Origin of the sequence: Haloferax mucosum ATCC BAA-1512 (genome assembly GCF_000337815.1) — an archaeon.
Taxonomy (GTDB): Archaea; Halobacteriota; Halobacteria; order Halobacteriales; family Haloferacaceae; genus Haloferax; species Haloferax mucosum.
Genome location: NZ_AOLN01000013.1, coordinates 14,811 through 35,489 on the forward strand (window position 1 = coordinate 14,811; position 20,679 = coordinate 35,489).

The 20,679-nt window shown below is 62.5% G+C and carries 35 protein-coding genes; 5 read left to right on the forward strand and 30 right to left on the reverse strand.

Going from position 1 to position 20,679, the window contains the following annotated elements:
- Positions 1-50: 50 nt before the first annotated feature.
- The 3 genes from C440_RS09925 to C440_RS09935 all read left to right on the forward strand — a co-directional run bounded on the left by C440_RS09925 (position 51) and on the right by C440_RS09935 (position 1,943).
- Positions 51-743, forward strand: coding sequence for an SDR family NAD(P)-dependent oxidoreductase (locus C440_RS09925; RefSeq protein ID WP_008320313.1), 693 nt, complete (start codon positions 51-53; stop codon positions 741-743).
- Between the two features lie 63 nt (positions 744-806).
- Positions 807-1,628 (forward strand): ZIP family metal transporter, encoded by an 822-nt coding sequence (locus C440_RS09930; protein ID WP_049915659.1) that lies wholly within the window; start codon positions 807-809, stop codon positions 1,626-1,628.
- Positions 1,629-1,685: 57 nt separating this feature from the next.
- Positions 1,686-1,943: a hypothetical protein gene (locus C440_RS09935; protein ID WP_008320315.1), complete on the forward strand. Its 258-nt coding sequence runs from the start codon at positions 1,686-1,688 to the stop codon at positions 1,941-1,943.
- Between the two features lie 16 nt (positions 1,944-1,959).
- Here C440_RS09935 and C440_RS09940 read toward each other — a convergent pair whose 3' ends face one another.
- Together C440_RS09940 and C440_RS09945 are read right to left on the reverse strand one after the other, a co-directional pair.
- Positions 1,960-2,295, reverse strand: coding sequence for a hypothetical protein (locus C440_RS09940; protein ID WP_008320316.1), 336 nt, complete (start codon positions 2,293-2,295; stop codon positions 1,960-1,962).
- On the reverse strand, positions 2,292-3,302 hold the full coding sequence (locus C440_RS09945; protein ID WP_008320317.1) for a DUF7490 domain-containing protein: 1,011 nt from the start codon (positions 3,300-3,302) through the stop codon (positions 2,292-2,294). Before C440_RS09945 ends, C440_RS09940 begins: the two co-directional genes overlap by 4 nt.
- Positions 3,303-3,449: 147 nt before the next feature.
- On the opposite strand from C440_RS09945, the gene C440_RS17540 reads away from it, so the two are divergent.
- Together C440_RS17540 and C440_RS09950 are read left to right on the forward strand one after the other, a co-directional pair.
- Positions 3,450-3,608 carry a DUF1059 domain-containing protein gene (locus C440_RS17540; RefSeq protein WP_161605927.1) on the forward strand — a complete coding sequence of 53 codons (159 nt, stop codon included), beginning with the start codon at positions 3,450-3,452 and terminating at the stop codon, positions 3,606-3,608.
- 51 nt (positions 3,609-3,659) lie between these two features.
- Positions 3,660-4,064, forward strand: coding sequence for a universal stress protein (locus C440_RS09950; protein ID WP_049915662.1), 405 nt, complete (start codon positions 3,660-3,662; stop codon positions 4,062-4,064).
- Between the two features lie 54 nt (positions 4,065-4,118).
- Here the strand turns inward: C440_RS09950 and C440_RS09955 are convergent, their stop codons facing one another.
- From C440_RS09955 to rpl4p, 28 genes are all read right to left on the reverse strand, one after another.
- Positions 4,119-5,357, reverse strand: coding sequence for an ornithine cyclodeaminase (locus tag C440_RS09955; protein WP_008320319.1), 1,239 nt, complete (start codon positions 5,355-5,357; stop codon positions 4,119-4,121).
- Positions 5,358-5,494: 137 nt separating this feature from the next.
- Positions 5,495-5,980 carry a hypothetical protein gene (locus C440_RS09960; protein WP_008320320.1) on the reverse strand — a complete coding sequence of 162 codons (486 nt, stop codon included), beginning with the start codon at positions 5,978-5,980 and terminating at the stop codon, positions 5,495-5,497.
- Positions 5,981-6,051: 71 nt separating this feature from the next.
- Positions 6,052-6,993, reverse strand: a complete 942-nt coding sequence (locus C440_RS09965; RefSeq protein WP_008320322.1) for an alpha/beta hydrolase — start codon at positions 6,991-6,993, stop codon at positions 6,052-6,054.
- On the reverse strand, positions 6,990-7,343 hold the full coding sequence (locus C440_RS09970) for a hypothetical protein (RefSeq protein WP_008320323.1): 354 nt from the start codon (positions 7,341-7,343) through the stop codon (positions 6,990-6,992). Before C440_RS09970 ends, C440_RS09965 begins: the two co-directional genes overlap by 4 nt.
- An 85-nt stretch (positions 7,344-7,428) precedes the next feature.
- Positions 7,429-8,142 carry a 3'-5' exonuclease family protein gene (locus tag C440_RS09975; protein ID WP_008320324.1) on the reverse strand — a complete coding sequence of 238 codons (714 nt, stop codon included), beginning with the start codon at positions 8,140-8,142 and terminating at the stop codon, positions 7,429-7,431.
- A gap of 173 nt (positions 8,143-8,315) precedes the next feature.
- Complete coding sequence (secY, locus tag C440_RS09980) at positions 8,316-9,785, reverse strand: preprotein translocase subunit SecY (protein WP_008320325.1); 1,470 nt, start codon at positions 9,783-9,785, stop codon at positions 8,316-8,318.
- Between the two features lie 3 nt (positions 9,786-9,788).
- Complete coding sequence (locus tag C440_RS09985) at positions 9,789-10,292, reverse strand: uL15m family ribosomal protein (RefSeq protein ID WP_008320326.1); 504 nt, start codon at positions 10,290-10,292, stop codon at positions 9,789-9,791.
- Positions 10,289-10,753 (reverse strand): 50S ribosomal protein L30, encoded by a 465-nt coding sequence (locus tag C440_RS09990; RefSeq protein ID WP_008320327.1) that lies wholly within the window; start codon positions 10,751-10,753, stop codon positions 10,289-10,291. Before C440_RS09990 ends, C440_RS09985 begins: the two co-directional genes overlap by 4 nt.
- A complete protein-coding gene (locus C440_RS09995; protein ID WP_049915664.1) occupies positions 10,753-11,397 on the reverse strand; it encodes a 30S ribosomal protein S5 in 645 nt (214 codons plus the stop codon). Before C440_RS09995 ends, C440_RS09990 begins: the two co-directional genes overlap by 1 nt.
- Positions 11,394-11,948: a 50S ribosomal protein L18 gene (locus C440_RS10000; protein WP_049915666.1), complete on the reverse strand. Its 555-nt coding sequence runs from the start codon at positions 11,946-11,948 to the stop codon at positions 11,394-11,396. Before C440_RS10000 ends, C440_RS09995 begins: the two co-directional genes overlap by 4 nt.
- Complete coding sequence (locus tag C440_RS10005) at positions 11,948-12,403, reverse strand: 50S ribosomal protein L19e (protein WP_008320331.1); 456 nt, start codon at positions 12,401-12,403, stop codon at positions 11,948-11,950. The genes C440_RS10000 and C440_RS10005 overlap by 1 nt, the downstream gene beginning before the upstream one ends.
- Complete coding sequence (locus C440_RS10010; RefSeq protein WP_008320333.1) at positions 12,403-13,107, reverse strand: 50S ribosomal protein L32e; 705 nt, start codon at positions 13,105-13,107, stop codon at positions 12,403-12,405. The genes C440_RS10005 and C440_RS10010 overlap by 1 nt, the downstream gene beginning before the upstream one ends.
- Entirely contained in the window at positions 13,107-13,643 is a 537-nt protein-coding gene (locus tag C440_RS10015; RefSeq protein WP_008320334.1) for a 50S ribosomal protein L6, read from the reverse strand. The genes C440_RS10010 and C440_RS10015 overlap by 1 nt, the downstream gene beginning before the upstream one ends.
- Before the next feature lie 4 nt (positions 13,644-13,647).
- A complete protein-coding gene (locus tag C440_RS10020) occupies positions 13,648-14,040 on the reverse strand; it encodes a 30S ribosomal protein S8 (protein ID WP_008320335.1) in 393 nt (130 codons plus the stop codon).
- Between the two features lie 2 nt (positions 14,041-14,042).
- Positions 14,043-14,219: a 30S ribosomal protein S14 gene (locus C440_RS10025; protein ID WP_007543099.1), complete on the reverse strand. Its 177-nt coding sequence runs from the start codon at positions 14,217-14,219 to the stop codon at positions 14,043-14,045.
- Positions 14,216-14,734: a 50S ribosomal protein L5 gene (locus tag C440_RS10030; protein ID WP_008320338.1), complete on the reverse strand. Its 519-nt coding sequence runs from the start codon at positions 14,732-14,734 to the stop codon at positions 14,216-14,218. Before C440_RS10030 ends, C440_RS10025 begins: the two co-directional genes overlap by 4 nt.
- A complete protein-coding gene (locus C440_RS10035) occupies positions 14,731-15,432 on the reverse strand; it encodes a 30S ribosomal protein S4e (protein ID WP_008320339.1) in 702 nt (233 codons plus the stop codon). Before C440_RS10035 ends, C440_RS10030 begins: the two co-directional genes overlap by 4 nt.
- The gene (gene rplX, locus C440_RS10040) at positions 15,429-15,785 is read right to left on the reverse strand and encodes a 50S ribosomal protein L24 (RefSeq protein WP_008320340.1); all 357 of its coding nucleotides are present in this window, start codon (positions 15,783-15,785) and stop codon (positions 15,429-15,431) included. Before rplX ends, C440_RS10035 begins: the two co-directional genes overlap by 4 nt.
- 1 nt (position 15,786) lies before the next feature.
- A complete protein-coding gene (locus C440_RS10045; RefSeq protein WP_004042597.1) occupies positions 15,787-16,185 on the reverse strand; it encodes a 50S ribosomal protein L14 in 399 nt (132 codons plus the stop codon).
- Positions 16,185-16,529 (reverse strand): 30S ribosomal protein S17, encoded by a 345-nt coding sequence (locus tag C440_RS10050; RefSeq protein ID WP_004060026.1) that lies wholly within the window; start codon positions 16,527-16,529, stop codon positions 16,185-16,187. The genes C440_RS10045 and C440_RS10050 overlap by 1 nt, the downstream gene beginning before the upstream one ends.
- Complete coding sequence (locus tag C440_RS10055; protein ID WP_008320342.1) at positions 16,520-16,951, reverse strand: ribonuclease P protein component 1; 432 nt, start codon at positions 16,949-16,951, stop codon at positions 16,520-16,522. The genes C440_RS10050 and C440_RS10055 overlap by 10 nt, the downstream gene beginning before the upstream one ends.
- A 1-nt stretch (position 16,952) precedes the next feature.
- Entirely contained in the window at positions 16,953-17,165 is a 213-nt protein-coding gene (rpmC, locus tag C440_RS10060) for a 50S ribosomal protein L29 (protein WP_004060028.1), read from the reverse strand.
- Entirely contained in the window at positions 17,166-18,065 is a 900-nt protein-coding gene (locus C440_RS10065; protein WP_008320344.1) for a 30S ribosomal protein S3, read from the reverse strand.
- A complete protein-coding gene (locus C440_RS10070; protein ID WP_008320345.1) occupies positions 18,065-18,526 on the reverse strand; it encodes a 50S ribosomal protein L22 in 462 nt (153 codons plus the stop codon). Before C440_RS10070 ends, C440_RS10065 begins: the two co-directional genes overlap by 1 nt.
- A 3-nt stretch (positions 18,527-18,529) precedes the next feature.
- Positions 18,530-18,952 carry a 30S ribosomal protein S19 gene (locus C440_RS10075; protein WP_008320346.1) on the reverse strand — a complete coding sequence of 141 codons (423 nt, stop codon included), beginning with the start codon at positions 18,950-18,952 and terminating at the stop codon, positions 18,530-18,532.
- Between the two features lie 2 nt (positions 18,953-18,954).
- The gene (locus C440_RS10080) at positions 18,955-19,680 is read right to left on the reverse strand and encodes a 50S ribosomal protein L2 (RefSeq protein WP_008320347.1); all 726 of its coding nucleotides are present in this window, start codon (positions 19,678-19,680) and stop codon (positions 18,955-18,957) included.
- A gap of 2 nt (positions 19,681-19,682) precedes the next feature.
- The gene (locus tag C440_RS10085; RefSeq protein WP_008320348.1) at positions 19,683-19,934 is read right to left on the reverse strand and encodes a 50S ribosomal protein L23; all 252 of its coding nucleotides are present in this window, start codon (positions 19,932-19,934) and stop codon (positions 19,683-19,685) included.
- Positions 19,931-20,677, reverse strand: coding sequence for a 50S ribosomal protein L4 (gene rpl4p, locus C440_RS10090; RefSeq protein WP_008320349.1), 747 nt, complete (start codon positions 20,675-20,677; stop codon positions 19,931-19,933). Before rpl4p ends, C440_RS10085 begins: the two co-directional genes overlap by 4 nt.
- Positions 20,678-20,679 lie beyond the last annotated feature (2 nt).

Here is a 20,679-nt window from a genome sequence, read left to right on the forward strand (position 1 = left end):
CGGTGTCACACGGCAGGTATCTTTAGGGCCGCCGCTTCCGTACGGCCTCCATGAACGAGACCACCGTGGTAGTCACCGGCGCGAGTTCGGGTATCGGTGCCGCCGTCGCCCGCGCTTTCGGTCGAACCGGTGCGACAGTCGTCGCCTGCGCCCGCGACAAAGACGAACTCTGGTCCGTCCTCGACGACGTGGAGGACCTTGGCGGGACAACAGAGGGGATTCGGGCCGACGTTCGAGACGAACTCGATATGGAACGGCTGATGGAGACCGCCGCCCGACGCGGTGGCCATATCGACGTGCTCGTCGCCAACGCGGGTATCAACCACGGAGCGCCCGGCGAGATGCCGATGTCCGGCGAATCGTACGCCGCGTTCGACGACACGTTCCGGACCAACGTCCGCGGCGTCTTCGCGGCGGTCAAAGAAGCGCTTCCACACATGAACGCAGACGCCCGCGTACTCGTGCCGTCTGGGTCTATCGCCCGTGACGCGAAACCCGGAATGGGCGCGTATGCGGTCTCAAAGGCCGCCGCGGAAGGACTCGTTCGACAGTTCGCCGCCGACTGCGACCAGTCGGTCGGCGTTATCGACCCGGGTCTCGTTGCGACCGACGTCACCGGCGGACAGGGACGTGACCCCGACGACGTCTCCGAGATGTTCGTCTGGGCGGCGACCGAAGCGGAGCCAACCGACTTCGACGGTGGCGTTGTCGACCTCGCGGCGTGGAAGAAAGCGACTCGGTGAGCGCTCACACCGCCGAGTGTTCGAACCGCTCCGCTTATTAACCGTAGCCGATTCGTTCACAACATGAATCGTTCGACAGCCATTGGCGCGGGGAGCGTCGTGGCACTCGTCGCACTCTCCGGCTATGCGATTTCCGCAGGCGCACGAAACCTGTTTATCGTCTCGTGGGCCGCCTTCGCGGCGATGGCGCTCGCCGCGCCCTTCGGCGCGCGCGCTCGAACCGAACACGCCGAAGGGCTCGTTTGGGGCTACGGGCTTGCGAGCGGTGCGATGGTAACGAGCGCGGCCGTCTTTCTCGTCCCGCAAGCAATCGGCCACCACCCCCAGTTCGGCGGGTTCGGTATCGCGTTTGGCATCCTCGCCGGATTCGGCGCACACACGGTCGGCCACCGCTTTGCGCACATGGACTTTCCGATGGACCGAACCGTCACCGAACTCTCCGCACACGCCATCTCGGCGGGGGCAATCATCGGCATCGTCTACGGAAATATCGACATCGGTCCCGGCCTTGGATTAGCTATCGTCTCACACAAGGGACCCGCTGGCTACGCCGCCGCTCGGCGGCTTTCGAGCCGAGGAGAATCCATCTACCCACTCTTGCTTCCCGCCGCAGGGCTGGGTATCGCCGCCGTCATCTCCAGTGTCGTCCCGCTTCCCGAGACCGGCCCCTTCCGCGGTATCGTCTTCGGGTTCGCGTCCGGGGTGTTCCTCCACGTCGCCATGGACTTCCTGCCGCGGTGTGAAATCGGAAGCGAAATTCACGACCTGTTGTCTGTCGAAGACGAACACGCTCACGCGGTTCTCGACCGACTTCGAGTTCACGCCACGCTGAGCACGGTTCTCGGCGGAGCGGCCGTGTTCGGCGCGTGGCTGGTGCTCGGCTAATTCTCAGCGCCCGGTGGTTTGCAGACGCTTTCGAGTTATTTCGGCCGAAGAACAATTATGCCCGCGACCGCATCGCCGATTATGGACGTTCAAACGGTGTTCTTCGGGGTGCTTTCGGTCTTCGGCGGCGTCGTCATCTACCGGCATGCCTACGGATTCACGAAATTCAGCGAACAGATAGATGCAATCGGAAGCAAAACTCCCGCTGACGAGGTCGAACCCGCCGAGTGGAACGTCATGCTGACGAAGTTGGCGGGCTTGTTCTTCGTCGGGTTGGGGCTTTTCTTCGGCGGTTCAGCGCTCCTCGGCGGGTGAGCCGGGTCGCGTTCGCTTAGTCTCTCGACAATCGCACGAGTTGGTAGGAAATGCCGAGTCCGGCCCCGAACAACAAGACGAGGTTGAACGCGGCGTGGAAGAACGGCCGGTACTCCGGATTCACCCACGTCGAAATTACCTGACTGGCGTTGAGATAGAACTGCAACGCCGCGATGAGCGCGAGCAACAGCAGTCCGGCGAGGACGGCGTAGTCGATGTACCGGCGCAGGCGTTCTGCGAACGCTCGGTTGTCCTGTTCTTCGATGTCTTCGGCCGGCTCGGTTGGCTCGGTTCGTTCCATCGCAGGCTGTCTCTCTTCTGTGCCCGACTGCGTCGGTGCCTCGTCGCTCATTGGCTCCACCTCCGAGCGACGAGCCCAGTTGCGACGAGTGCGACGAGTGCGACGACGGCTCCGAAGCCGGGTGCCGACGACTCGGTTTGTGTCGGTTCCTCACCCGAATCGTACGTCGGGCTATCGCCTCCGCCGTTCTCGAAGTCTTCGACGCGCAGTTCTACGTCTTCTGTGGTCTGGTTCACGCTAATCGTCCTCGTTGGGTTCAGGTTCGCCGCGCCGCGGGCGGTGTCGATGACGACTCCGTCCCGGAGCAACACGGCGTCGATGTAGTAGTTGTAGTCGTTCGGTACGCTGGCTGTTGTGCTGACCGTCTCGGTTCGTCCGGCCCGGACCGTGCCCGCATCGGCCGTGGTCCGAGCGGCGACGATGTTCGATTCGGCCTGCCGGAGGACGAACGTGACAGAGAGGTCGTCGGCCGGTTCGTCGCCGGTGTTCATGAGTGTCCCCGAGAGGTCGAGCGTCGTCTGGTCCTCATCCGTGCCAGCGATTGAAAACGAGACCGGCGGGAGAGCCTCGCTTTCCGTGAATGACGTGGTCGATTGCAGGTGTGGTGGTTTGATGGCCGAGACGCCGCGGACGCTTTTTCGGGTCTCATCGACCCGCTCTGCGTCGCGGTAGAGGACGACTTCGACGTCGTAGCCGCCTTCCCGGGGGACCGTCAGGTTCGTCGTCGTCACGGTCTCTCCGTCACGCGTGATGGTCCCCACGTCGATCTGCTTCGTCGTCGTCAACAGCCCCGACTCGGCGTCGATGGCGCGGACGAGAACGCTCACGTTCTGTGTGGGGTTTCCTCCGTGGTCGATTCGCGTTGCGATCTCCAGTGTGGCCGTCTCTCCTGTCGCCGGTCCTGCGGCGATAGAGACGTCGGCTACATCAACCGGCCCGGGACGGACCGGTCCCTCGTCGGTCGGGTCCGCGAGGACGCCGGGAACGACGACGGCGGCGACGACGGCGATAACCACGACGCCGACCGCCCCGCCGGCAAGGAGGGCGTTTCTATCCATATGAGACTGACATTTTGCGGGCGGTAAATGTCTTGTCCTCGGCTCGTTCGCGCCAACCGGTCGCTCTCGGCTGAATCTGCGTCGTACGAGACTGTCTCGCCGAGCGTAGGTGGTAGCTTTGCCGTTCGACAGCGTACTATTCGTGTAATGTCGAAAGCGATGCAACAGGCGACGTGCTCGTGTGGATTCAGTGTGACGTCCGGTGACGAAGACGAAGTCGTGGCCGTCATCCAGACACACGCGCACGACGAACACAAAAAGGAAATGACACGAAACGACGTTCGAGCGATGATGAAAGACGTGTAGCCGTCCGTAGTGGGGCATGGATTTTTATACGACGGCGTAGGGATATGTGGCATGGCAACGTATGTTATGGGGACGAACTCGGTTCACTCGAGTGCCGAGCTTTGCGATTACCTCGCACGACGAATCGAGGCGGGCGATGTCGTTCACGTCGTCAACTCACACCAAGGCGGTGACCAGACCGACAGCGACGACGCCCGCGACGGCGAAGACGCGATGAACGTCGTTACCTCTCGTCTCGGCGACCTCGTGAGCATCGAGACACACCAGTACATCCGCGGCAACGACCCCGCAGAGGACATTCTTCGATGCGCACGAGAACAGAACGCAGACGAAATCGTCATCGGGGTCCGAAAGCGGAATCCGACGTCGAAAATCGTCTTCGGGAGCACCGCACAGGACGTCCTGTTGAACTCGAATATTCCGATGGCCGTCATTCCGCTGGAGAAAGTCTACTGAACTGACCGCCGGGTTCGGCGATTCCGTGCGCCCGTGAGAGAAGCGACGGCCGAGCTAGTCGTCGGTCTCGTCGAGTACTTTCTCGGCGAGCGTTGGCACGAACGTTCCGATATCGGTCACCATCCCAATGGCTTGCGAGGAACCGCGGTCGAGCAGTTGGGTGACGGTCGCGGGGTTGATATCTACACAGACGGTCTTCGCCGTAGACGGGAGACAGTTACCGACGGCGACTGAGTGGAGAAGCGTCGAGAGCATGAGCACCATGTCGGCTCGGTGTGCCTGCTCGCGGATAGCGTTTTGCGCCTCGATGGCGTCGGTGATGGTGTCCGGGAGCGGTCCGTCGTCGCGGATAGACCCGGCGAGAACGTATGACACGTCGTTTTTGACGCACTCGTACATCACGCCCTCTTCGATGAGCCCTTCCTCGACGGCGTTTTCGATGCCGCCGGCGCGGATGACCTCGCTGATGGTGTAGATGTGGTGTTTGTGTCCTTTTCGGGGGTGTTCCATCGTCTCCATGTCCATCCCGAGCGAGGTGCCGTACAGTCCGCGCTCGATATCGTGGGTCGCAAAGCCGTTGCCAGCCGAAATCATGTCGATGTAGCCTTCACGGATGAGTCGCGCGAGGGCGTCGCCGCCACCGGAGTGGATGAGCGCGGGTCCGGCGACGACAAGCACGTTTCCGCCCTCTTTTTTCGTCTGCCGGAGCGCGTCCGCGATCTCACCGATGAGCGATTCGGACGGGCGTTCCGAGGAGATGCCGCCCTGCATGAAGCCGAACGGACCGGAGGAGTCGCGCGGGCGTTCCGGGGGCTTGACGCGGATTCCGGCCTCGTCGGTGACGACGAGGTCGCCTTCCTCGACGCTGTTGAGTACTTTCGTGTAGGCGCGCACGCCGTCTTCGGTCTCCTCGACGATGATGGCACAGTCCATCTCGATGTCCTCGACCGGAATCCACTCACCGTCGTATCGCACGTCGGTCGGATGGTTGGTTGTCGAGTAGAAGCCGACCGGAACGACTTGATCTGCGGGCGACGCTTCGACCTGCGCGTCAACCGGGTCCGTGAGGGTCGCACCGATTTGGTGGAGTTCGTGGAGAATCTCTTGGAGGTCTGCCTCGTCGTCCGCCGAGACCATCATCCGGCAGTACGAGGTATCTTCTTTCTTCCGGCCCACGTCGAACGTCTCGATGTCGAAATCGCCGCCGAGGTCCATCACGATGCCCATCGCCTGCTGCATCGACCCGGAGTCGATAATGTGGCCATCGAGTTCGACCGTGCGCGTGTGCGTCATTGCTGAAGAATCAACGGAGAGGGCAAAGTGGGTTACGGACGCAGGACACCGCATTCTGCAATATCGCTGTTACGGGTCGCGCCGAATAGTGTCGCAGAGGGCGGGTTAAAAACGGCCCACAGACAGCTCAGACGCCTTCAGAGGACGAATCCCTTGACGAAGTTTGCGACGGTCCACACCGCTTGGTCAACCGGGTGGCCCTTCTCGCCGGTGACGCGGATGCGGTCGTCCCGGAGCGCCTGTTTGACCGCAGAAACCGGGTCCGACGACTCGGCTATCGTTTCGAGCGTTGCGCGGTCTGTCGTGACGCGCGTCGAGGCGCTCTCGTTCGGTCCCACTGCGACATCGGCGATTCGCATATCGTCCTCGACGACGGCCGAGAATACGTGCGTCTCGTCGCCGTCTTCGACGTAGACGTTCACCGTTTTCCCGGCGATGAGTTCGCGGGCGAACGAGACGTCGAGTTGGTCAACATTCTGGTTGTACAGGGCGACGCCCTCTTCGAGGAGTTCTTGCATCTCTTCGTCGCTTCGCGTCTCCGATTCCTGCCCGAGGACAGTCCCCGAGGACGCCACGAGGACCACGACCAAAAAGAGGGAGACGAGGCGGTTCGCTGTGGACATGACTGTCCAACGTAGGTCGCCCGAGGAGATAACCGTTCCCGAGAGCGTTCAAACGATTGACAAATTGTCACCTACCGAACCGTCCGGAGGAACGACAGCAGATGTCCGAACGTCTGTTCGAACGCCCGGTCGTAGTGTTCGAAGTGACCCAACGGCAGTTCGACAAGCGTCGCCTCCGGAAGTTCGTCTGCGAGGTCGGAAACCGCGTCGGCGGGTGCAATCTCGTCTCGCGTTCCGGAAACGAGTAACACCGGACAGGTGAGCCGTTCGGGGTCCGATAGCGCCTGATAGCGGAACAACGAGAGAAACAGACGCGCCGGCGTCTCGTCGCGCCACGCGCTCCCCGGCGTGACGAGTTCCCGGTACGCCGACCGCGCGCCGGGGGCTTCGAGCACGGCCATCGACGACCCGTCGCCGAGAACCGGCACTCGGTGCGGACCGAGCACCCGCGACTGGAGTTTGTCGCGGACGCCGGACGCGAGCGCGCCGAGAGTTCCCGTGAGACCCCGACTGCCGGTCACAGCCGTTCCGTCGAGCATGGGGTTCTGTGCGACGACACCAGCGAGGCGGCCGTCTTCTGCGGCCGCTCTGAGCGCGTAGCCCCCGGAGAGGCCTGCTCCCCAGAGGATAATCGAGTTCGAATCTATCTCGTCGCGTTCGCGTAGCCCCTCGACGGCGGCATGCCAGTCTGCCACCTGCGAGTCGGGGTCAACGAGGTTTCTCGGCTTTCCGTCGGAATCTCCCGTGTACCGATAATCGAAGAGGAAGGCGGCGTAACCCGCTTCGGCCAGCCGTTCCGCATACGTCCTGAGACCGAACCGGCGCTCTGCGGCGAGTTCTCCGGCCATCACGACGACCGGCGGTGAATCGACGCCATCGGGCCGGTAGAGCCATCCCACACAGTCCGTTCCTTCGCTCTCGAACATCAACGTGACCCGTGAGTAGTCGAAGTGCGACGGCCGCCGCGGCCCGCGCTTGGCGGTCTGTTTTCCGCGGTGTCGCCACGAACTCATTCGCCACCCTCCTCGTAGAGGCTATCGAGGACGCGCTGCGACAGTTCCTCGTCGTTCAGCGCGCCGTCGTTGTACGCTCGAATCCAGTCGGCTTCGAGTCGCCACGTCGCCTGCACGTCGCTCTCGCTTCGGAGAACCGTCGCCTCGACGGTTATCGGCTCCCAGTCACCGCCCGTGAGTTCGAGCAAAGCCGTGACTGCGCGCCCGACTTCCCCGTGGTCCGGTTCGACGTCCGGGAACGCCGTGAGATACGTCAACGACACGGACTCTTCGAGGGAGAGTGACTCCACGCTGATACCGTTGCCGCGAAGCGCTTCCTCGACGGCGGCCGCCGGTTCGAGGTCGTTCATGGCGTGTGATACGACACCCGGCGGCTAAACGTTTGCCGCGAGACAGAAAGAACGCGGTATCTGTTCTCGGTGGTCGGTGTCCGGCTTAGGCGTGTGCGTCTGCCTGCCGAAGGGCGTCGTAGAGCGAAAAGAGTGGCTCGATGTCGCCAGCGGCGTACTCGACGAGTAGTCGGGTGAGTTCAGCGTGTGTGTGCGTGTGGTCGATGCCGGCGACGACACCATCGACGTACGCTTCTCCGAGTGCCTCGCCGACGTGTGCACCCTTGACGTGTTTGTCTTCGATACCGAGGCGGTCGAGGTAGCCCGACGGAAAATCGTACTCTTCGTACCAGACCGTCGGTTGGTCGATGCCTGCTTCTTTGCACGCCTTCCACAGCGCCGGAATCTCGCGGTTCTCTCGGACTGCGTGGGGGTACGCGTCGGCGGCAAGCGACCCGAGGTCGATGTGGTCAGAGAAAAGCGAGTCCACGCGCTCCGGCGCGTCGGTCCAGACGCCCTCTCGCGCCACCTGCTCGGCCCACGCTCGAAGGTGGTGTTCGTCGAAGTACTCGCCGTTGTAGGTGACGACCGGGCCACTGCGGGTCTCGCACCACTTCACCACGGTCCGGAGGAGGTCAGCCGTGTGCTCGACGCCCCAATCACCCTCGCGGAGCACGACTTCGACTTCCGGGTCGCCGTCGCCGACGACGAATCCGAGACCGACCGCGACCAACTCGAAGTCTTCGGTGTTCCGGAAATCCGTCGGCGCTCCGTTCGGACTGGCCGTCTCGATGTCGAGTGCGAGTCGCCCGTCGTGCATCCCGTCTTCCTCCTCGATGGAGTGTGAAAAATGGCCGGATTGTCGTCTCCCTCGTCTATGGACGAGAGCGTGAACGTACCACAGAACCAGCCAGGTGCACCCCTCACGGTTTGAATTCGATAAAAATGAGTCGCCGTCGAGTCAGCGAATCGAGACCTGAGGTCTCAGGTCTGTTATTCGCTTCCGAACATCTGGCGCATCATCGGGTGCATCTCCATGAGCTGTTCCTCTGCGATCTCCTCGTACAGTTTGTACGTGATGGAGACCGTAAGCAACAGCCCCGTCCCGGAGACAGCACCGATGGTTCCCAGCATGTTCGCCATGACGGCGAGCAGGCCGACGAGTGCGCCACCGATAACGGTCACCTGTGGGATGTACCGTTCCATGACCTTCTCGATGACCTGCGGGTTGCGTCGGAACCCAGGAATCTGCATCCCGGAGTTCTGAATCTGTTGTGCAGTTGACTCGGGGCCCATACCCGTCGTCTCGACCCAGAACACTGCGAACACCGCGCCACCGACGATCATGAATCCGAGGTCGATGAGCACGCGAATCGCAATGTCGAGTGGGTCGGCCGACGTGAGACCGAGGAACCACATCCAGTCAGACCGCGACTGGATGGGTGCAACGTAGTAGAACAGGCCACCTGTGACCTGTCCACTCGCGTACTGGCCGAGCCATGCGGGCATTCCCGCCCACTGGTTGTTGAGGATGCGCCCGAGGAACTGGATGTTCGCTTGCAGGGCGCGGACGAGGATCATCGGCAGGACACTCGCGTAGATGAGTTTGACCGGGAAGCGACCGCGAGCCCCCTTCACACGAGCGTGCGAGAGGGGAATCTCGACGCGGACGCTTTCGGCGTACACGACGATACCGAAGATGAGTAGCGTCGTGACGAGCGCGAGCAGTTGTCCCTGGCCGAGGAAGAGGGTCGAAAGCAGGTCGTCCGGCGCGGACGGCAGGCTCACGGCACCAGTTGCGATGCCGATCCACGTCGGGAAGAGGCCCGACGCACCGCCGAGTCCCTGCCAGCTGAACAGCCCACCGACGAGCTGCTGGCTGACACCGGCGATGATGAACAGTCCAACACCGGAGCCGACGCCCCACTTGCTGACGATCTCGTCCATGAACAGGATGAGGACACCACCGACGGCGATTTGCGCGAAGATGAGACTCTTCACGCCGACCGTACCGATGCCGAGCGAAGACGCTACGGCTTGGTCGGCCGGCAGGAAACCGCCAGCGAACACCATCGGCAGGCCCGTCAGGACAATCATGACCCCGACGAGCAACTTCTGTAGGCCCTGATAGAGGACCTGATCGCGCGGGTTGTTGTCCGTGTCGAGCCCGAGCAGGTCAGCACCGCCAAGCAGTTGTAGGACGATGCTCGCCGTGACGATTGGGCCGATACCCAGTTGGAGCACCGAGCCCTGCTGTCCGGCCAAGATGGACCGGAACTGACCGAAGAGGTCGTTCGCGGTCCCCGTTTCGAGACCGAACAGCGTCACGTTCGTCAGGAAGAAGTACAGAACGAGGATGCCACCCGTCCACCCGAGCTTCCGGCGGAACGGTACGTGTCCCTCCGGACGGGCGACTGCGGGCATCCGCGCCAGCACTGGTTCGGCGGCGTCCTTCCATCCCATGATTTATTCCTCGTCGTCCTCGTCAGCGTCGGCTTCGGCTTCCGCCTCTGCCTCGGCCGCTTCTTCTGCGCGTTCGGAGAGGTCGGCACTGCCGCCTGCCTCTTCGATGAGTTCGACGGCACCGGCGGTGAACGCGTCGGCGACGACGTTCAGTTCGTTGCGAACCTGTCCGCCACCAAGTACCTTCACGACGTCCGCTTCCCAGCCGTCTTCGGCGACGTCACGGGCGTCGATCGTGTACGCGTCACCGTCTTTCTCGGCGACTCCGTCAGCCGCGAGGAGCGCCGCGTCCTCGTCGAGCTTCTGAATCTTGACTTCGGCGACGGTGTCCTGCAGGGTGTCCGGTCGCTTGAAGCCGTGTTTGCCGAGTGGCTCGTAGTTGTGGAACTCGTGTTTGTCGCGTCCAGCACGGCCGCGACCGCCACGGTGACCGGCGCCACGCCGGTTCTTGTGGGTACCGCCACTGTGCGTTCGGGAGCCGCGTTGGCGTCGCTTCTTAGACGTCATCGCATTGCCTCCAGGAGTTCGTCGATCTGTTCGGTCTCGTGTTTACCGAGCTGGCCACCCTCCTTGGTGACGTGCTTCTGTCCGCGGTGACCGCCACGCGGCGGGTGCAGACGGAGCACGGGAGAGACGCCTTGGTCGCGGAGCGTCGTCTCCTCATCGACGAGCGCCTGCGCGAGCGCAGTAACGTCGTCGTAGTCGGTGTTCTCGGAGACCCACTCGTCGGTGATGTCTCCGGAGCCGGATTCAGGCTCGGCGCGCGTGCGGATGAGAGTCTCGACGACATCGACACTCGGCGTGCCGTGTGCGACGAAGTCGTTGACCTTCGTGATCATTCCGCGGTAGGCGTCGGTTTCCGGCACGAACGTCGCGTGGTTCACGCGGTGGATGTTGAGCATCGTCAGCGTGTCCTGGATGTCCTGTGAGATGTTTACCTCACCGCGAATCTGTACGATAGCCTGCATTATTCGCGCACCTCCTGTCGAATCTCACGAGCGCGTCGCGGCGTCCGGGACTGCGACGCGTTCTTGAGCGCGTTGTAGGTCGCTTTTGCGAGGTTGACCGTCGTTCGCGTGTTCCCGTCACTCTTGGTCCAGGCGTCCTGGACACCGGCGAGTTCGAGGATGTTGCGAACGGTCTCTGCGGCCGCGAGGCCGAGACCCTGCGGGGCGGGGATGATACGGACCGTCACGGAGCCGGCCTTCCCCTCTGCTTTGCGCGAGAGGGAGTTGAGGCCGCCTGCGCGGTCTTCCCACGAACCCGAGCCGCGGTCTACCTTGATAATGTTCAGTTTCGCCACCTCGATGGCTTTCTGGATGGCACCGCCGACCTGATCGTCGCGGGCCTCAGCGTAGCCGAGGTAGCCGTCACGGTTCCCGACTGCGACGACACACCGGAACTTCACCCGGCGGCCGGAGTCGGTCATGCGCTGAACCATGTTGATGTCGAGCACTTCGTCGTCCATCCCCGGAAGGAGTTGGTCGACGATTTGGGGCTCCTTGAGCGGAAGCCCGGTCTCGAGCGCGTGGTCCATCGACGTGACGTCGCCGTTCTGCACCATGCGGCCGAGCCGCGTTCGCGGCTCCCAGCCGTTGTTATCTCTGCTCATTCGTCCTCCTGAAGGTTCCCGAGCACTTCATCGAAGTGGTCGGGGAGGTTCGTGGCATCGAAGTCTCCACTGTAGAGCGGCTCGTCGAGCTGCTCTGCGTACTCGGCGATGTGGACACCGCGGTTGCGGTCCCAGTCAGCGAGTACTGCGTCGTTGTGGGGGATTTCGAGGCCAGCGTCGATAGCACCCTCCTGCACCGCGAAGACCTTGTTTCCGGGCGTGGCCGTGTTGAGGCCGATGTCGAGGACCGCTTCCTCGACGCCGGCGGCCAGCGCGCGGATACCTGCCAGATACCCCGTTAGGTACGCGCTCGGGAGGTTGCCCGTTGGGGCTTCCCAGCCGTACTCGGCGAGGTCGGCAGAGGTCGCTGCAGCGTGGGTCTCGTCGCCCTGCGGGCCCGGAGTGACCAGCTGCGCCCTGACGTGCTTGTTGCTCACGCGAGCAACAAGGCGGGGCTTGCCCGATTTCAGCAGGCGCAACCTTTGATGGTAGTCCGTCCGGACTTCGCGGCGACGCCGCATCGGAACCTTGTATCGTGGTCCGGTCGCCATTATTGAATCTCCACCTGGTAGTTGTTCTGGATGTATGCTTCAAGCCGGTCCACGCTGTCGAATTCGCCACCGGACGCCTTGTTGTAGATCGCTCGGTACTGGGTACGGTCGAGCGTACCTTCGTCCCGAAGCTCCTTCAGGCGACGGCGCTGGGCGCGGATTCGGCTGACCCATGCGTCTTTCTTGTTCTGTCGAGCGCCGGAACGACCCTTGCGGGAGCCGGCACCCTTGCGGTGACCGTAGGAACGCTTGGCGGCGCGCTCGCGTGCGCGACCTTTGGAGTTGCCCTTTGCGTCCTTGGCGCGAATCGTGCCCTCGTCAACGAGTTCACGGATGTCTTCGCGCGTGATGGCCTCCGCGATGTCGGACTGTGCGTCGGGGTCGAACCAAACGCGGCTCTTGCCAACGTCGAGGACGTCGGCGGCCATTCGCTTCTGTGCTTTCAGGTCCGTCATCAGTTATCCACCTCGACTTCGACGTAGGTGGGGTTGAGAACGCGAATCTCGCGGTCCTCGCACACTTCCTCGATGCGCTCGCGCTTGCGCGCGCCGACCGAGGAGCCGATACGAACTGCCTGCGTGTCACCGTCGATGCCTTCGAGGTCGTCCGTGTTGAACACGCGGATTTCCTCGAAGCCGGACGGGTGCAGGTCTCGGGCGGCCTTCGGCGTGCGGTAACCCGCTTCGACCTTCGGGCCCTTGCCCTTGATACCGCGACGTTGCTTGGACAGGCCACCACGAGGGCGACGCCACGACGTGGGCGTGCGCTTTTTCTTGTGGTAGTCCTGTCGGTTGAATTGCGGCTTGCCTTCGCGGCGCTTCTGCGCCAGGGCTTCCGCAGTTTCGTCGTCGAGCTGGGGCTTCTTGTCCGCGTGACCGCGGGGTCGAAGCTCCGTTTCGACGTCTTCTTCTGGCTCTTCTTCTGGGGCTTCAGACTCGTCTTCGACTTCGGCCTCAGCCTCTTCGGAGACTTCGAGACCACCGACGTCGGCTTTGATACGCGCGGCGAGCGCGTTGCCGATGCCGTCAACCTCGGCCAGTTCGGACTGGCTCGCGGCCTGCACGTCGTCGACGCTCTCGAAGCCTGCGTCACGGAGCGCGTCGGCCTTCGATGGGCCGACACCGCTGATGTCTTCGAGTTCGCTGATTTCTTCCGACATTAGGCATCACCGGTTTCCGGTTTCTGGGTGATGTACACGCCGTCTGTGAACACGCGAGTGTCCTTGTCCTTGACGCGAGTGAGTTGTTCGATGTCGGCGGCGGTCTGCCCGACGTCTTCTTTGTCGGGACCCGTGAGGGTGACCGATTCGCCGTCTACCTGTACGTCTGTGTCGCCGCGAATTTCCGTTCGTCGCGGAGACTTCTCGCCGAGGAAGTTCTTGATGACGACATCGTCGCCTTCGACGTTCACTTGCATCGGGAAGTGAGCGTAGTGAACTTCCATCTGGTACTCCCATCCGTTAGTGACACCGTGAAGCATGTTGTTCACGTGGCTCTCGAAGGTACCGATCGTCGCGTTGGTCTTCGCGTTTTCGACATCGCTTTCGATGACGATAGCGCTGTCTTCGACGGAGACCGAGACGTTCGGGTACCAGAGGCGCTTGGTGACACTTCCGCTGGAGCCCTCGATGGTAAGTTCGAGATTTTTGACCTCGGCGGATACCTCGTCCGGGATTTCGATTTCTATTCGGCTCATTGTTCTAGTAGACGTAGGCGATGATCTGGCCACCGATGCCCTCTTCGCGGGCCTCGTAGTGGCTCATGACGCCGTGGCTCGTTGTGACGATGAGCGCACCGTAGTCACGGGCGGGAAGGAAACGCTTCTCCCATTTCTCGAAGTCGTCAGCGCCGGCGGAATACCGCGGCTTGACGGCGCCACAATCGTTGATTGCGCCTTTCAGTTCAACCTCGAACAGACCGGCTTTACCGTCATCGACGAACTCGAAGCCGTCGATGTACCCGCGGTCGTAGAAGACCTCGAGGACGGAGCCGATGATGTTGGAGGCGGGCTGGATCTCGTGGGACAGGTGTCCGACGCTCTCGGCGTTATCCACACCGGAAAGCGCGCTACTGAGTGGGTCGTTGTCAGCCATTCTTATCGGTACTTCTTGAATCCCATCTCGCGGGCGATCTCTCGGAAGCACTGGCGGCACAGGTTGATGTCGTACTTGCCGACAAGTCCCTGTTTCCGACCGCAGCGTCGGCACTCGTTCTCCTGGCCGGTGCGGCGGGATGCGTGCTCGCCCGTCTGTTCTGTTTCGCTATCGCTCATTCTTCAACCTCCACGTCGAACGTGGATTCGATGAACGCGACGGCGTCCTCGACCGTCATCCGGTGGGACGACGGAATCTGTCGGGAACGCTTGTCGCGCTTTTTCACACGGTAGCCGGGGCGGACGAGGTTGACCGTCACGTCCAGTCCGTAGATACCGATCTGCGGGTCGTACTCCTGGCTCGGGAACTCGGTGTGTTCTTCGACGCCGAAGCCGAAGTTACCAGTCTCGTCGAACGACGAGGGCGAGAGGTCCGCGATTGGGAGTGCGGTTTCGAGGAACTCGACGGCATTGTCACCGCGGAGGGTGACCTTCGCGCCGACGGGTTCGCCGCGACGGACGCCGAAGTCCTGCGAAGCACGGCCGGAGATCGTACGAACGCTCTCCTGGCCGGTGATCTCTTCGAGGATGTCTTCGGCTTTTGCGAGTTCTCGACCACCTTCGCCGACGCCCATGTGGACGACGACCTTCTCGATGCGCGGGTCGCGCATCTCGTGGAATTCAGCCTCGCTCATTCGTCATCACCCGTGAAGTTCTCGTCGCTGACGACGACGTACTGTTCGACGGTCTCGAACTCGCCGTCCTCGGTTTCGACGACGACGGAGTTGTTTCCGCTTCCAGGCGTGACGATAATTTCGGAGATTTCTCCGATTTCGCCTGCGTGACTGCCGTCAACGGCGGTCACGAGTGCGCCTTCCTCGTAGGGGAAGTGAGCGACGATTTCCTTCGTCTCGTTGTCAACGACGATGGAGTCCTTGCCGCTGTACTCCGATGCGTCTTCGACGACGAGCGTGGAACCGTCGTGCAGTGTCAGCTGGAAGTTTCCGCCGGAGACCTGCGTCTTGTTGACGATCTTGCCGAGACGGCTCGATGCCGAGTCGGTGTCGATGGGGGTGAGCGCCAGACGGCCACCCTCGTCGGGGAAGACGCGGTAGTACTCCTCACGCTGGACGAACGCCAGGATGTCGAACATCCCGATGGGACGGCGAACGTCGGAAGCCGCGTCGCCGTTGACCAGAATGCTCTGGTGGTTCAGGGCGTACTTGGCTTCCTTCTTCGAGTCCACGTAGCCGAGCACGTCGCGCAGGACGATGAGCAGGGGGACCCCCGCTTCGCCGTGCGGACCCGCTCCGGCTTTGACCGTGAACGTGCCTGTCTTGCGCTCGACCGGCCAGGACTTCGGTACGGACAGTCGCTTCTGGTGTCGAGTCATTCGTTATCCTCCTTGAGTCGGGCCTCGCGCACGTCGTCTTCGAGGTCCAGTTCCGTCACGCGGACGTTACTGGCCTGAAGCGGGCGTGCGACCTCCTCACCGTCTGCTTTCGCCACGGTGACGTCCTCAACGAAGATGACGGCATCTGTGAGGTCAACCTCGGTGACTTCGCCTTCTTCACCAGCGAAGTCGCCGCGGAGAACCTCGACCGTGTCGCCTGCGTTGACGCGGACGTTACGGGTGCCGTACTCCTCGCGGAGATCGGCCGACAGCGGTGCGCGGACCTGCTTTTGCCGCTCGTGGAGCGGCGCGTCGCGAATCTGAGTTCGCTGTTTGCGCGGTTGTCGAGTCATACTATACAATCATCGTAGCCGTCGATGCGATACTCCCGAAGCGCTCGGCCACTTCGCGTGCGACGGGACCCTTGATTTCGGTCCCGCGAGGCTCTTCCATCTCGTCGATGATGACGGCGGCGTTGTCCTCGAACTTCACACGCGTCCCGTCCGGCCGGCGGATGGATTTCCGCTGGCGGACGATGACGGCTTCGAGCACCTGGCGGCGCATCTCGGGGGTACCTTTGGTGACGGAAACGGTCACCTTGTCCCCGATGCCTGCCTTGGGGTGGCGGTTCTTCGTGCCGGAGTAACCCGCGACGCTGATGATCTTGAGTTCACGAGCACCGGTGTTGTCGGCGCACGTGACCAGCGAGCCGCGAGCGACGCCCTTGGTGATGTCTGCTTTGAGCGCTTCCATCACTCGTCACCTCCGATAATCTCAACAACGACGTGAGATTTCGTCTTCGAGAGGGGGCGGGTCTCTGCAATCGTTACTTCGTCACCGACAGCGACGTCGTCGAGCACGCCCGGCACGTGTGCCGGGATGCGGGAACGTCGCTTCATGTAGCGGTCGTACTTCGGAACGAATACGTCGTACTCCCGCTCGACGATGACGGTCTTTGCCATGTCCGTCGAGACGACTGTCCCTTCCAGGGTCTGACCCCGGACAGAGAGCGAGCCGTAGAACGGACACTTCTCATAGTCGTATGCCTCCGGGTCGTCGGGTTCCGGGGGCTGTGGAACGTCAAGTCCTATCGCCATTTCGAGTCACCTATTGTTTCGGTGCGCAGGGCGGGTCGTGAGAGCAGTTGTGCGCCATCCACCGTAACGTAGGCCACGCCCTCGCAATTCCCAGAATGGGAAGCTGCCGATGATGAGTCGGCGTGCCGACCAGACTGACTGGCATCAAATCCGCCAGTAGTATCTGACCGAAGTTTGGACGTGGTCCCCGACGCCTTCGTGGCATCGGCGGCTTCATCTGTACGCGGAATCTCAAATTCGAAGGTCGCCCCTCGCTTTGGCACCTGCCGCACCCGAGAACCGTCGTCAACCATGAGCGTGTGCATCGTCTCGACGACGATGCGACCGGCTATGCCGACCAAGTCGGCGTTCGCCGCGTCTACGACCTCCACGTGGAGGCCGTTGAGCTCGTGTCGCGTGAGGGTCTCGGGTGTGAGTGGCATTTTATTCTTCGTCGAGGTCGCCTTCTTCGCCCTGAATCGTCTTGATTCGGGCGATGGTCTTTTTCAGTTCAGAGACGCGGCCGGGGTTTTCCGGCGCGCCACCCGCGGCCTGAACGGCCTTCGCGTTGAGCAGTTCGGTCTCAAGCTCTTCGAGCTCGGCAACCCGCTCTGCGGGCGTCATGTCGCGAATCTCTTCCGTGTAGAGGATCGCCATTTATTCTTCCTCCGTTTCTTCGTCGTCTTCCATCTCGGCGACGAGGTCGGCCGCCTCTTCGGCGACGTCTTCGTCGAGTTCGTCGTCTTCGACGACTTCTTCCTCGACGACTTCCTCGTCTCCGTCTTCGTCAACGACTTCCTCTTCGACTGCTTCGACGGCCGCTTCCTCGACGACTTCCTCGTCGAGTGCGTCCGTCTCATCGACTGCGTCTTCGGAGACATCCGGAATCTCTTCCGGTTCCTCTTCGAGGAGGTCTTCGACGCTTTCGGTCTCTTCTATCTGTTCGACCGCTTCGGGGTCCGCGTCTTCCTCGACTTCGAAGTCGTCGGGGAGCTTGGCACCCGGCGGGATGATCTTGACCGTGACACCGATGGTGCCGAGCTTCATGACGGCGACGCCCTGGCCTTCGTCAACGATCTCCTGGGCTGGCTCACCGTTGTGCTTGATGTAGCCGCGGTTGAACTTCTCCACGCGGGAGCGGGCACCAGTGACCTTACCGGAGAGGACGATTTCGGCACCGAGGGCACCGGCGTCCATGATACGGTCGATGGTCGTGTGACCCGCCTTACGGAAGTACCAGCCGCGTTCGAGCGCGTTGGCGAGGCGGTCGGCGACGATCCGGGCGTTGAGGTCCGGCTCATCGACTTCCTGCACGTCGATCTGCGGGTCGTCGAGGTTGAACCGCTCTTCGAGTTCGCGGGTCACCTTGCGGATGTTCTTTCCGCCCTTACCGATGACCATTCCGGGCTTTTCGGCCTTGAGCACGATTTGGGTGCCCATCGGCGTCTTGGCGACGTCCATGCCGCCGTATCCGGCGCGACCGAGTTCCTCTGCGAAGAACTCGTCGATCTGGGACCGCTGCAGTCCGTTTTCGATGAATTGGTGTTCGTCAGCCATTATTCCTCGACCTCTTCGATGATGAGTTCGACGTCACAGATTGGGGTGTTCCACGGGTCTGCCCGGCCGAAGGCGCGGGGCTTGCGACCCGGACGTTCGCCGACCTTGTGGGCGGCGACGTGCTTGATTTCCATAGCTGGGCCGTCGAATCCCTGTTCGGTCGCGTTGTTGCGGACGTTCTCGAGGAGTTCGAGGAACGCCTTGGACGCTTTCTCAGGGTATCGTCCTGCGTCCCAGCCCTCGATGTCGCTTCGGTGACCGACACCGGAGTTGTGTTGCTTGAACGGAACCGACCGCTCGCCGTCGATGACGGCTTCGAGGTACTCCTCGGCGTCGGCGACGGGCATCCCCTTGATGGCGCGGGAGATGGCCTTGCTGTGCTTGAGGCTGATGGGCCGGTCCCGGAGCATACCCTTGGCCGTTGTGTCCGGGTCGGCCTCGACGCTGTAGTTGATTCCCATGGTTTACTTGAGCGGCACGAACTTCGAAGACCGGGTCGCGCCGATGCCGGCCTGGCCGTGCTCGACCGACGTTCGGGTCAGCTGGAACTCGCCGAGGTAGTGTCCGATCATCTCGGGTTCAACCTCAACGCGCTCGAACTCCTGACCGTTGTAAACGGCGAAGGTGAGACCGACGAACTCGGGGAGAATCGGCATGTCACGCAGGTGCGTGCGGATTGGCGCGTTTGCCGTCTCCTCTTCCGTCTTGTCCTCTGCCTTCGCGAGCAACTTCTCGTGTTCGGTCGACAGGCCACGGGTGATAGTTCGCCGCTGACGAGCGGGGAGCAGTTCCGCGACTTCGTCGAGCTCCATATCCTGCAGCTCTTCGAGCGTGTAGCCACGGTAGGTGAACTCACCTTCGCGGCCAGTACGGTATTGCGTGCTCATGATTAGTTACCTCCCTTCCCACCGCGACCGGTGCGCTTGGAGGCGATGTCACCGACCTTCCGTCCCGGCGGGGCGTCCCGCGAGACGGACTTCGGCTGACCGGGGTGTTGCCGGCCACCGCCACCGAACGGGTGGTCAACGGCGTTCATAGCAACACCACGCACGCGCGGCCACTTGATACCGCGCGCTTTCATCTTGTGGTGCTTCTTCCCTGCCTTGACGAACGGTTTTTCCGTGCGGCCGCCACCGGCGACGACGCCGATGGTGGCTCGGCAGTTGGGGTTGAGGCGCTTGACCTGCCCCGACGGGAGCTTCACAATTGCGACCTCGCGGTCGTGCGAGAGCAACTGTGCGCTGACGCCGGAGGCGCGGGCAAACTTCCCGCCGTCGCCGGGCTGACGCTCGACGTTACAGACGGGGACACCTTCAGGAATCTCGGCGAGCGGCAGCGTGTTGCCGGGCTTGATTTCGGCTGAAACGCCGATCTGAAGCTCTTCGCCGACAGAAATTCCTTCGGGCGCGAGAATCATGCGCTGTTCGTCCTCGAATTCGACGAGGGCGATGGGCGCACTGCGTGCGGGGTCGTGCTCGATGCCGACGACCGTGCCCGTGATGGTGTCTTTCTCTTCGGACTTCTTGTGCGACAGTTCGGCCTTGTAGCGGTGCGACGGCGCCCGGAAGGTGGACGAACCGCGACCACGACGCTGGCCCTGAATTCGGCGTCCCATCGTTAGAACACCCCGATACGCGACGCGACTTCCTGCGCGTCGTCGTCTTCAGAGAGACGAACTGTTGCTTTCTTTTTGCCTTTCATCGTGACCTGCGTGTTGACTTTCTCGACGGTCACGTCGTAGCGCGACTCGACTTCGTCCTTCACGTCGGACTTCGTCGAGTCAACGTGGACGATGAACTGGAGCTTGTTCTGGAAGTCCATCTGGTTCATCGCTTTCTCGGTGACCAGCGGGTGCTCGATGATGCTCATCGTTCTGCGACCTCCTCGATAGCACTCTCGGTGAAGAGGGTGAGGCGACCGGCGTGCGTACCGGGCGCGAGGTCCTCGGCGGAGACGTTCGCCGCGGTGGCGACATCGACGCCGGCGAGGTTACGAGCGGCCTTCGAAGGCCCTTCGGACGTCACGAAGAGAATCGACTTCGGACGAGTGTACTTGCGGCCCCGGAGCTTTCCTTGGCCACCCTTCACCTTCTTGTTGTCCTCGGAGCGCTCGATGTCGTCGTAGACGCCGAGCGTCTGCAGGAGGTCAACGACCTCCTTGGTCTTGACGAGGTCCTCGAAGTCGTCGGAGACGACAAGCGGCAGTTCGAGGTCGTCGTCGAAGCGGTGTCCGCGCTCTGCGACGAGTTCGGGCTCCGTCGTCGCGGCGAGCGCCGAGCGGACGGCGAGTTTGCGCTCCTTCGTGTTGATCTCCTTCCCCTGGTCCTTCTCGGCCTTCGGCGGGTGAGCGCGACGGCCGGAGACGGCGTGCGGGACGCGTCGGGCGACGCCATTCTGGCGTGGGTCGTGGGACATACCACGGCCACTGCCCATGGACTCTGCCGGGGTTCGAAGTCCGGCGTAGGGGTCGGCACCGTACGGCTGTTTTCGGTTTGCCTGTGCGGCGATGACAGCACGCTTGATGAGGTCCGGACGGTATGCCGTCTCGAAGACCTCGGGCAGGTCGATACTGCCCGCGTCGTCGCCGTTCAGGTCTCGGATAGTTGCCTGCATGG

Coding starts and splice junctions, on each gene's coding strand:
- C440_RS09925 (WP_008320313.1), top strand. CDS start 51: ATGAACGAGACCACCGTGGTAGTCACCGGCGCGAGTTCGGGTATCGGT.
- C440_RS09955 (WP_008320319.1), bottom strand. CDS start 5,357: ATGACGCACACGCGCACGGTCGAACTCGATGGCCACATTATCGACTCC.
- C440_RS10000 (WP_049915666.1), bottom strand. CDS start 11,948: ATGGCGACCGGACCACGATACAAGGTTCCGATGCGGCGTCGCCGCGAA.
- C440_RS10035 (WP_008320339.1), bottom strand. CDS start 15,432: ATGACTCGACACCAGAAGCGACTGTCCGTACCGAAGTCCTGGCCGGTC.
- C440_RS17540 (WP_161605927.1), top strand. CDS start 3,450: ATGTCGAAAGCGATGCAACAGGCGACGTGCTCGTGTGGATTCAGTGTG.
- rplX (WP_008320340.1), bottom strand. CDS start 15,785: ATGACTCGACAACCGCGCAAACAGCGAACTCAGATTCGCGACGCGCCG.
- C440_RS09990 (WP_008320327.1), bottom strand. CDS start 10,753: ATGCAGGCTATCGTACAGATTCGCGGTGAGGTAAACATCTCACAGGAC.
- rpl4p (WP_008320349.1), bottom strand. CDS start 20,677: ATGCAGGCAACTATCCGAGACCTGAACGGCGACGACGCGGGCAGTATC.
- C440_RS10065 (WP_008320344.1), bottom strand. CDS start 18,065: ATGGCTGACGAACACCAATTCATCGAAAACGGACTGCAGCGGTCCCAG.
- C440_RS10085 (WP_008320348.1), bottom strand. CDS start 19,934: ATGAGCATCATCGAGCACCCGCTGGTCACCGAGAAAGCGATGAACCAG.
- C440_RS10025 (WP_007543099.1), bottom strand. CDS start 14,219: ATGAGCGATAGCGAAACAGAACAGACGGGCGAGCACGCATCCCGCCGC.
- C440_RS10070 (WP_008320345.1), bottom strand. CDS start 18,526: ATGGGAATCAACTACAGCGTCGAGGCCGACCCGGACACAACGGCCAAG.
- C440_RS10080 (WP_008320347.1), bottom strand. CDS start 19,680: ATGGGACGCCGAATTCAGGGCCAGCGTCGTGGTCGCGGTTCGTCCACC.
- C440_RS10015 (WP_008320334.1), bottom strand. CDS start 13,643: ATGAGCCGAATAGAAATCGAAATCCCGGACGAGGTATCCGCCGAGGTC.
- C440_RS10030 (WP_008320338.1), bottom strand. CDS start 14,734: ATGAGCGAGGCTGAATTCCACGAGATGCGCGACCCGCGCATCGAGAAG.
- C440_RS09945 (WP_008320317.1), bottom strand. CDS start 3,302: ATGGATAGAAACGCCCTCCTTGCCGGCGGGGCGGTCGGCGTCGTGGTT.
- C440_RS10010 (WP_008320333.1), bottom strand. CDS start 13,107: ATGTCGGAAGAAATCAGCGAACTCGAAGACATCAGCGGTGTCGGCCCA.
- C440_RS09930 (WP_049915659.1), top strand. CDS start 807: ATGAATCGTTCGACAGCCATTGGCGCGGGGAGCGTCGTGGCACTCGTC.
- C440_RS09940 (WP_008320316.1), bottom strand. CDS start 2,295: ATGAGCGACGAGGCACCGACGCAGTCGGGCACAGAAGAGAGACAGCCT.
- C440_RS09960 (WP_008320320.1), bottom strand. CDS start 5,980: ATGTCCACAGCGAACCGCCTCGTCTCCCTCTTTTTGGTCGTGGTCCTC.
- C440_RS10055 (WP_008320342.1), bottom strand. CDS start 16,951: ATGCCACTCACACCCGAGACCCTCACGCGACACGAGCTCAACGGCCTC.
- C440_RS09950 (WP_049915662.1), top strand. CDS start 3,660: ATGGCAACGTATGTTATGGGGACGAACTCGGTTCACTCGAGTGCCGAG.
- C440_RS10020 (WP_008320335.1), bottom strand. CDS start 14,040: ATGGCTGACAACGACCCACTCAGTAGCGCGCTTTCCGGTGTGGATAAC.
- rpmC (WP_004060028.1), bottom strand. CDS start 17,165: ATGGCGATCCTCTACACGGAAGAGATTCGCGACATGACGCCCGCAGAG.
- C440_RS10045 (WP_004042597.1), bottom strand. CDS start 16,185: ATGGAAGCGCTCAAAGCAGACATCACCAAGGGCGTCGCTCGCGGCTCG.
- C440_RS10005 (WP_008320331.1), bottom strand. CDS start 12,403: ATGACGGACCTGAAAGCACAGAAGCGAATGGCCGCCGACGTCCTCGAC.
- secY (WP_008320325.1), bottom strand. CDS start 9,785: ATGGGATGGAAGGACGCCGCCGAACCAGTGCTGGCGCGGATGCCCGCA.
- C440_RS10050 (WP_004060026.1), bottom strand. CDS start 16,529: ATGGCGATAGGACTTGACGTTCCACAGCCCCCGGAACCCGACGACCCG.
- C440_RS09965 (WP_008320322.1), bottom strand. CDS start 6,993: ATGAGTTCGTGGCGACACCGCGGAAAACAGACCGCCAAGCGCGGGCCG.
- C440_RS09995 (WP_049915664.1), bottom strand. CDS start 11,397: ATGAGCAGAGATAACAACGGCTGGGAGCCGCGAACGCGGCTCGGCCGC.
- C440_RS10075 (WP_008320346.1), bottom strand. CDS start 18,952: ATGAGCACGCAATACCGTACTGGCCGCGAAGGTGAGTTCACCTACCGT.
- C440_RS09970 (WP_008320323.1), bottom strand. CDS start 7,343: ATGAACGACCTCGAACCGGCGGCCGCCGTCGAGGAAGCGCTTCGCGGC.
- C440_RS09975 (WP_008320324.1), bottom strand. CDS start 8,142: ATGCACGACGGGCGACTCGCACTCGACATCGAGACGGCCAGTCCGAAC.
- C440_RS09985 (WP_008320326.1), bottom strand. CDS start 10,292: ATGACGTCTAAGAAGCGACGCCAACGCGGCTCCCGAACGCACAGTGGC.
- C440_RS09935 (WP_008320315.1), top strand. CDS start 1,686: ATGCCCGCGACCGCATCGCCGATTATGGACGTTCAAACGGTGTTCTTC.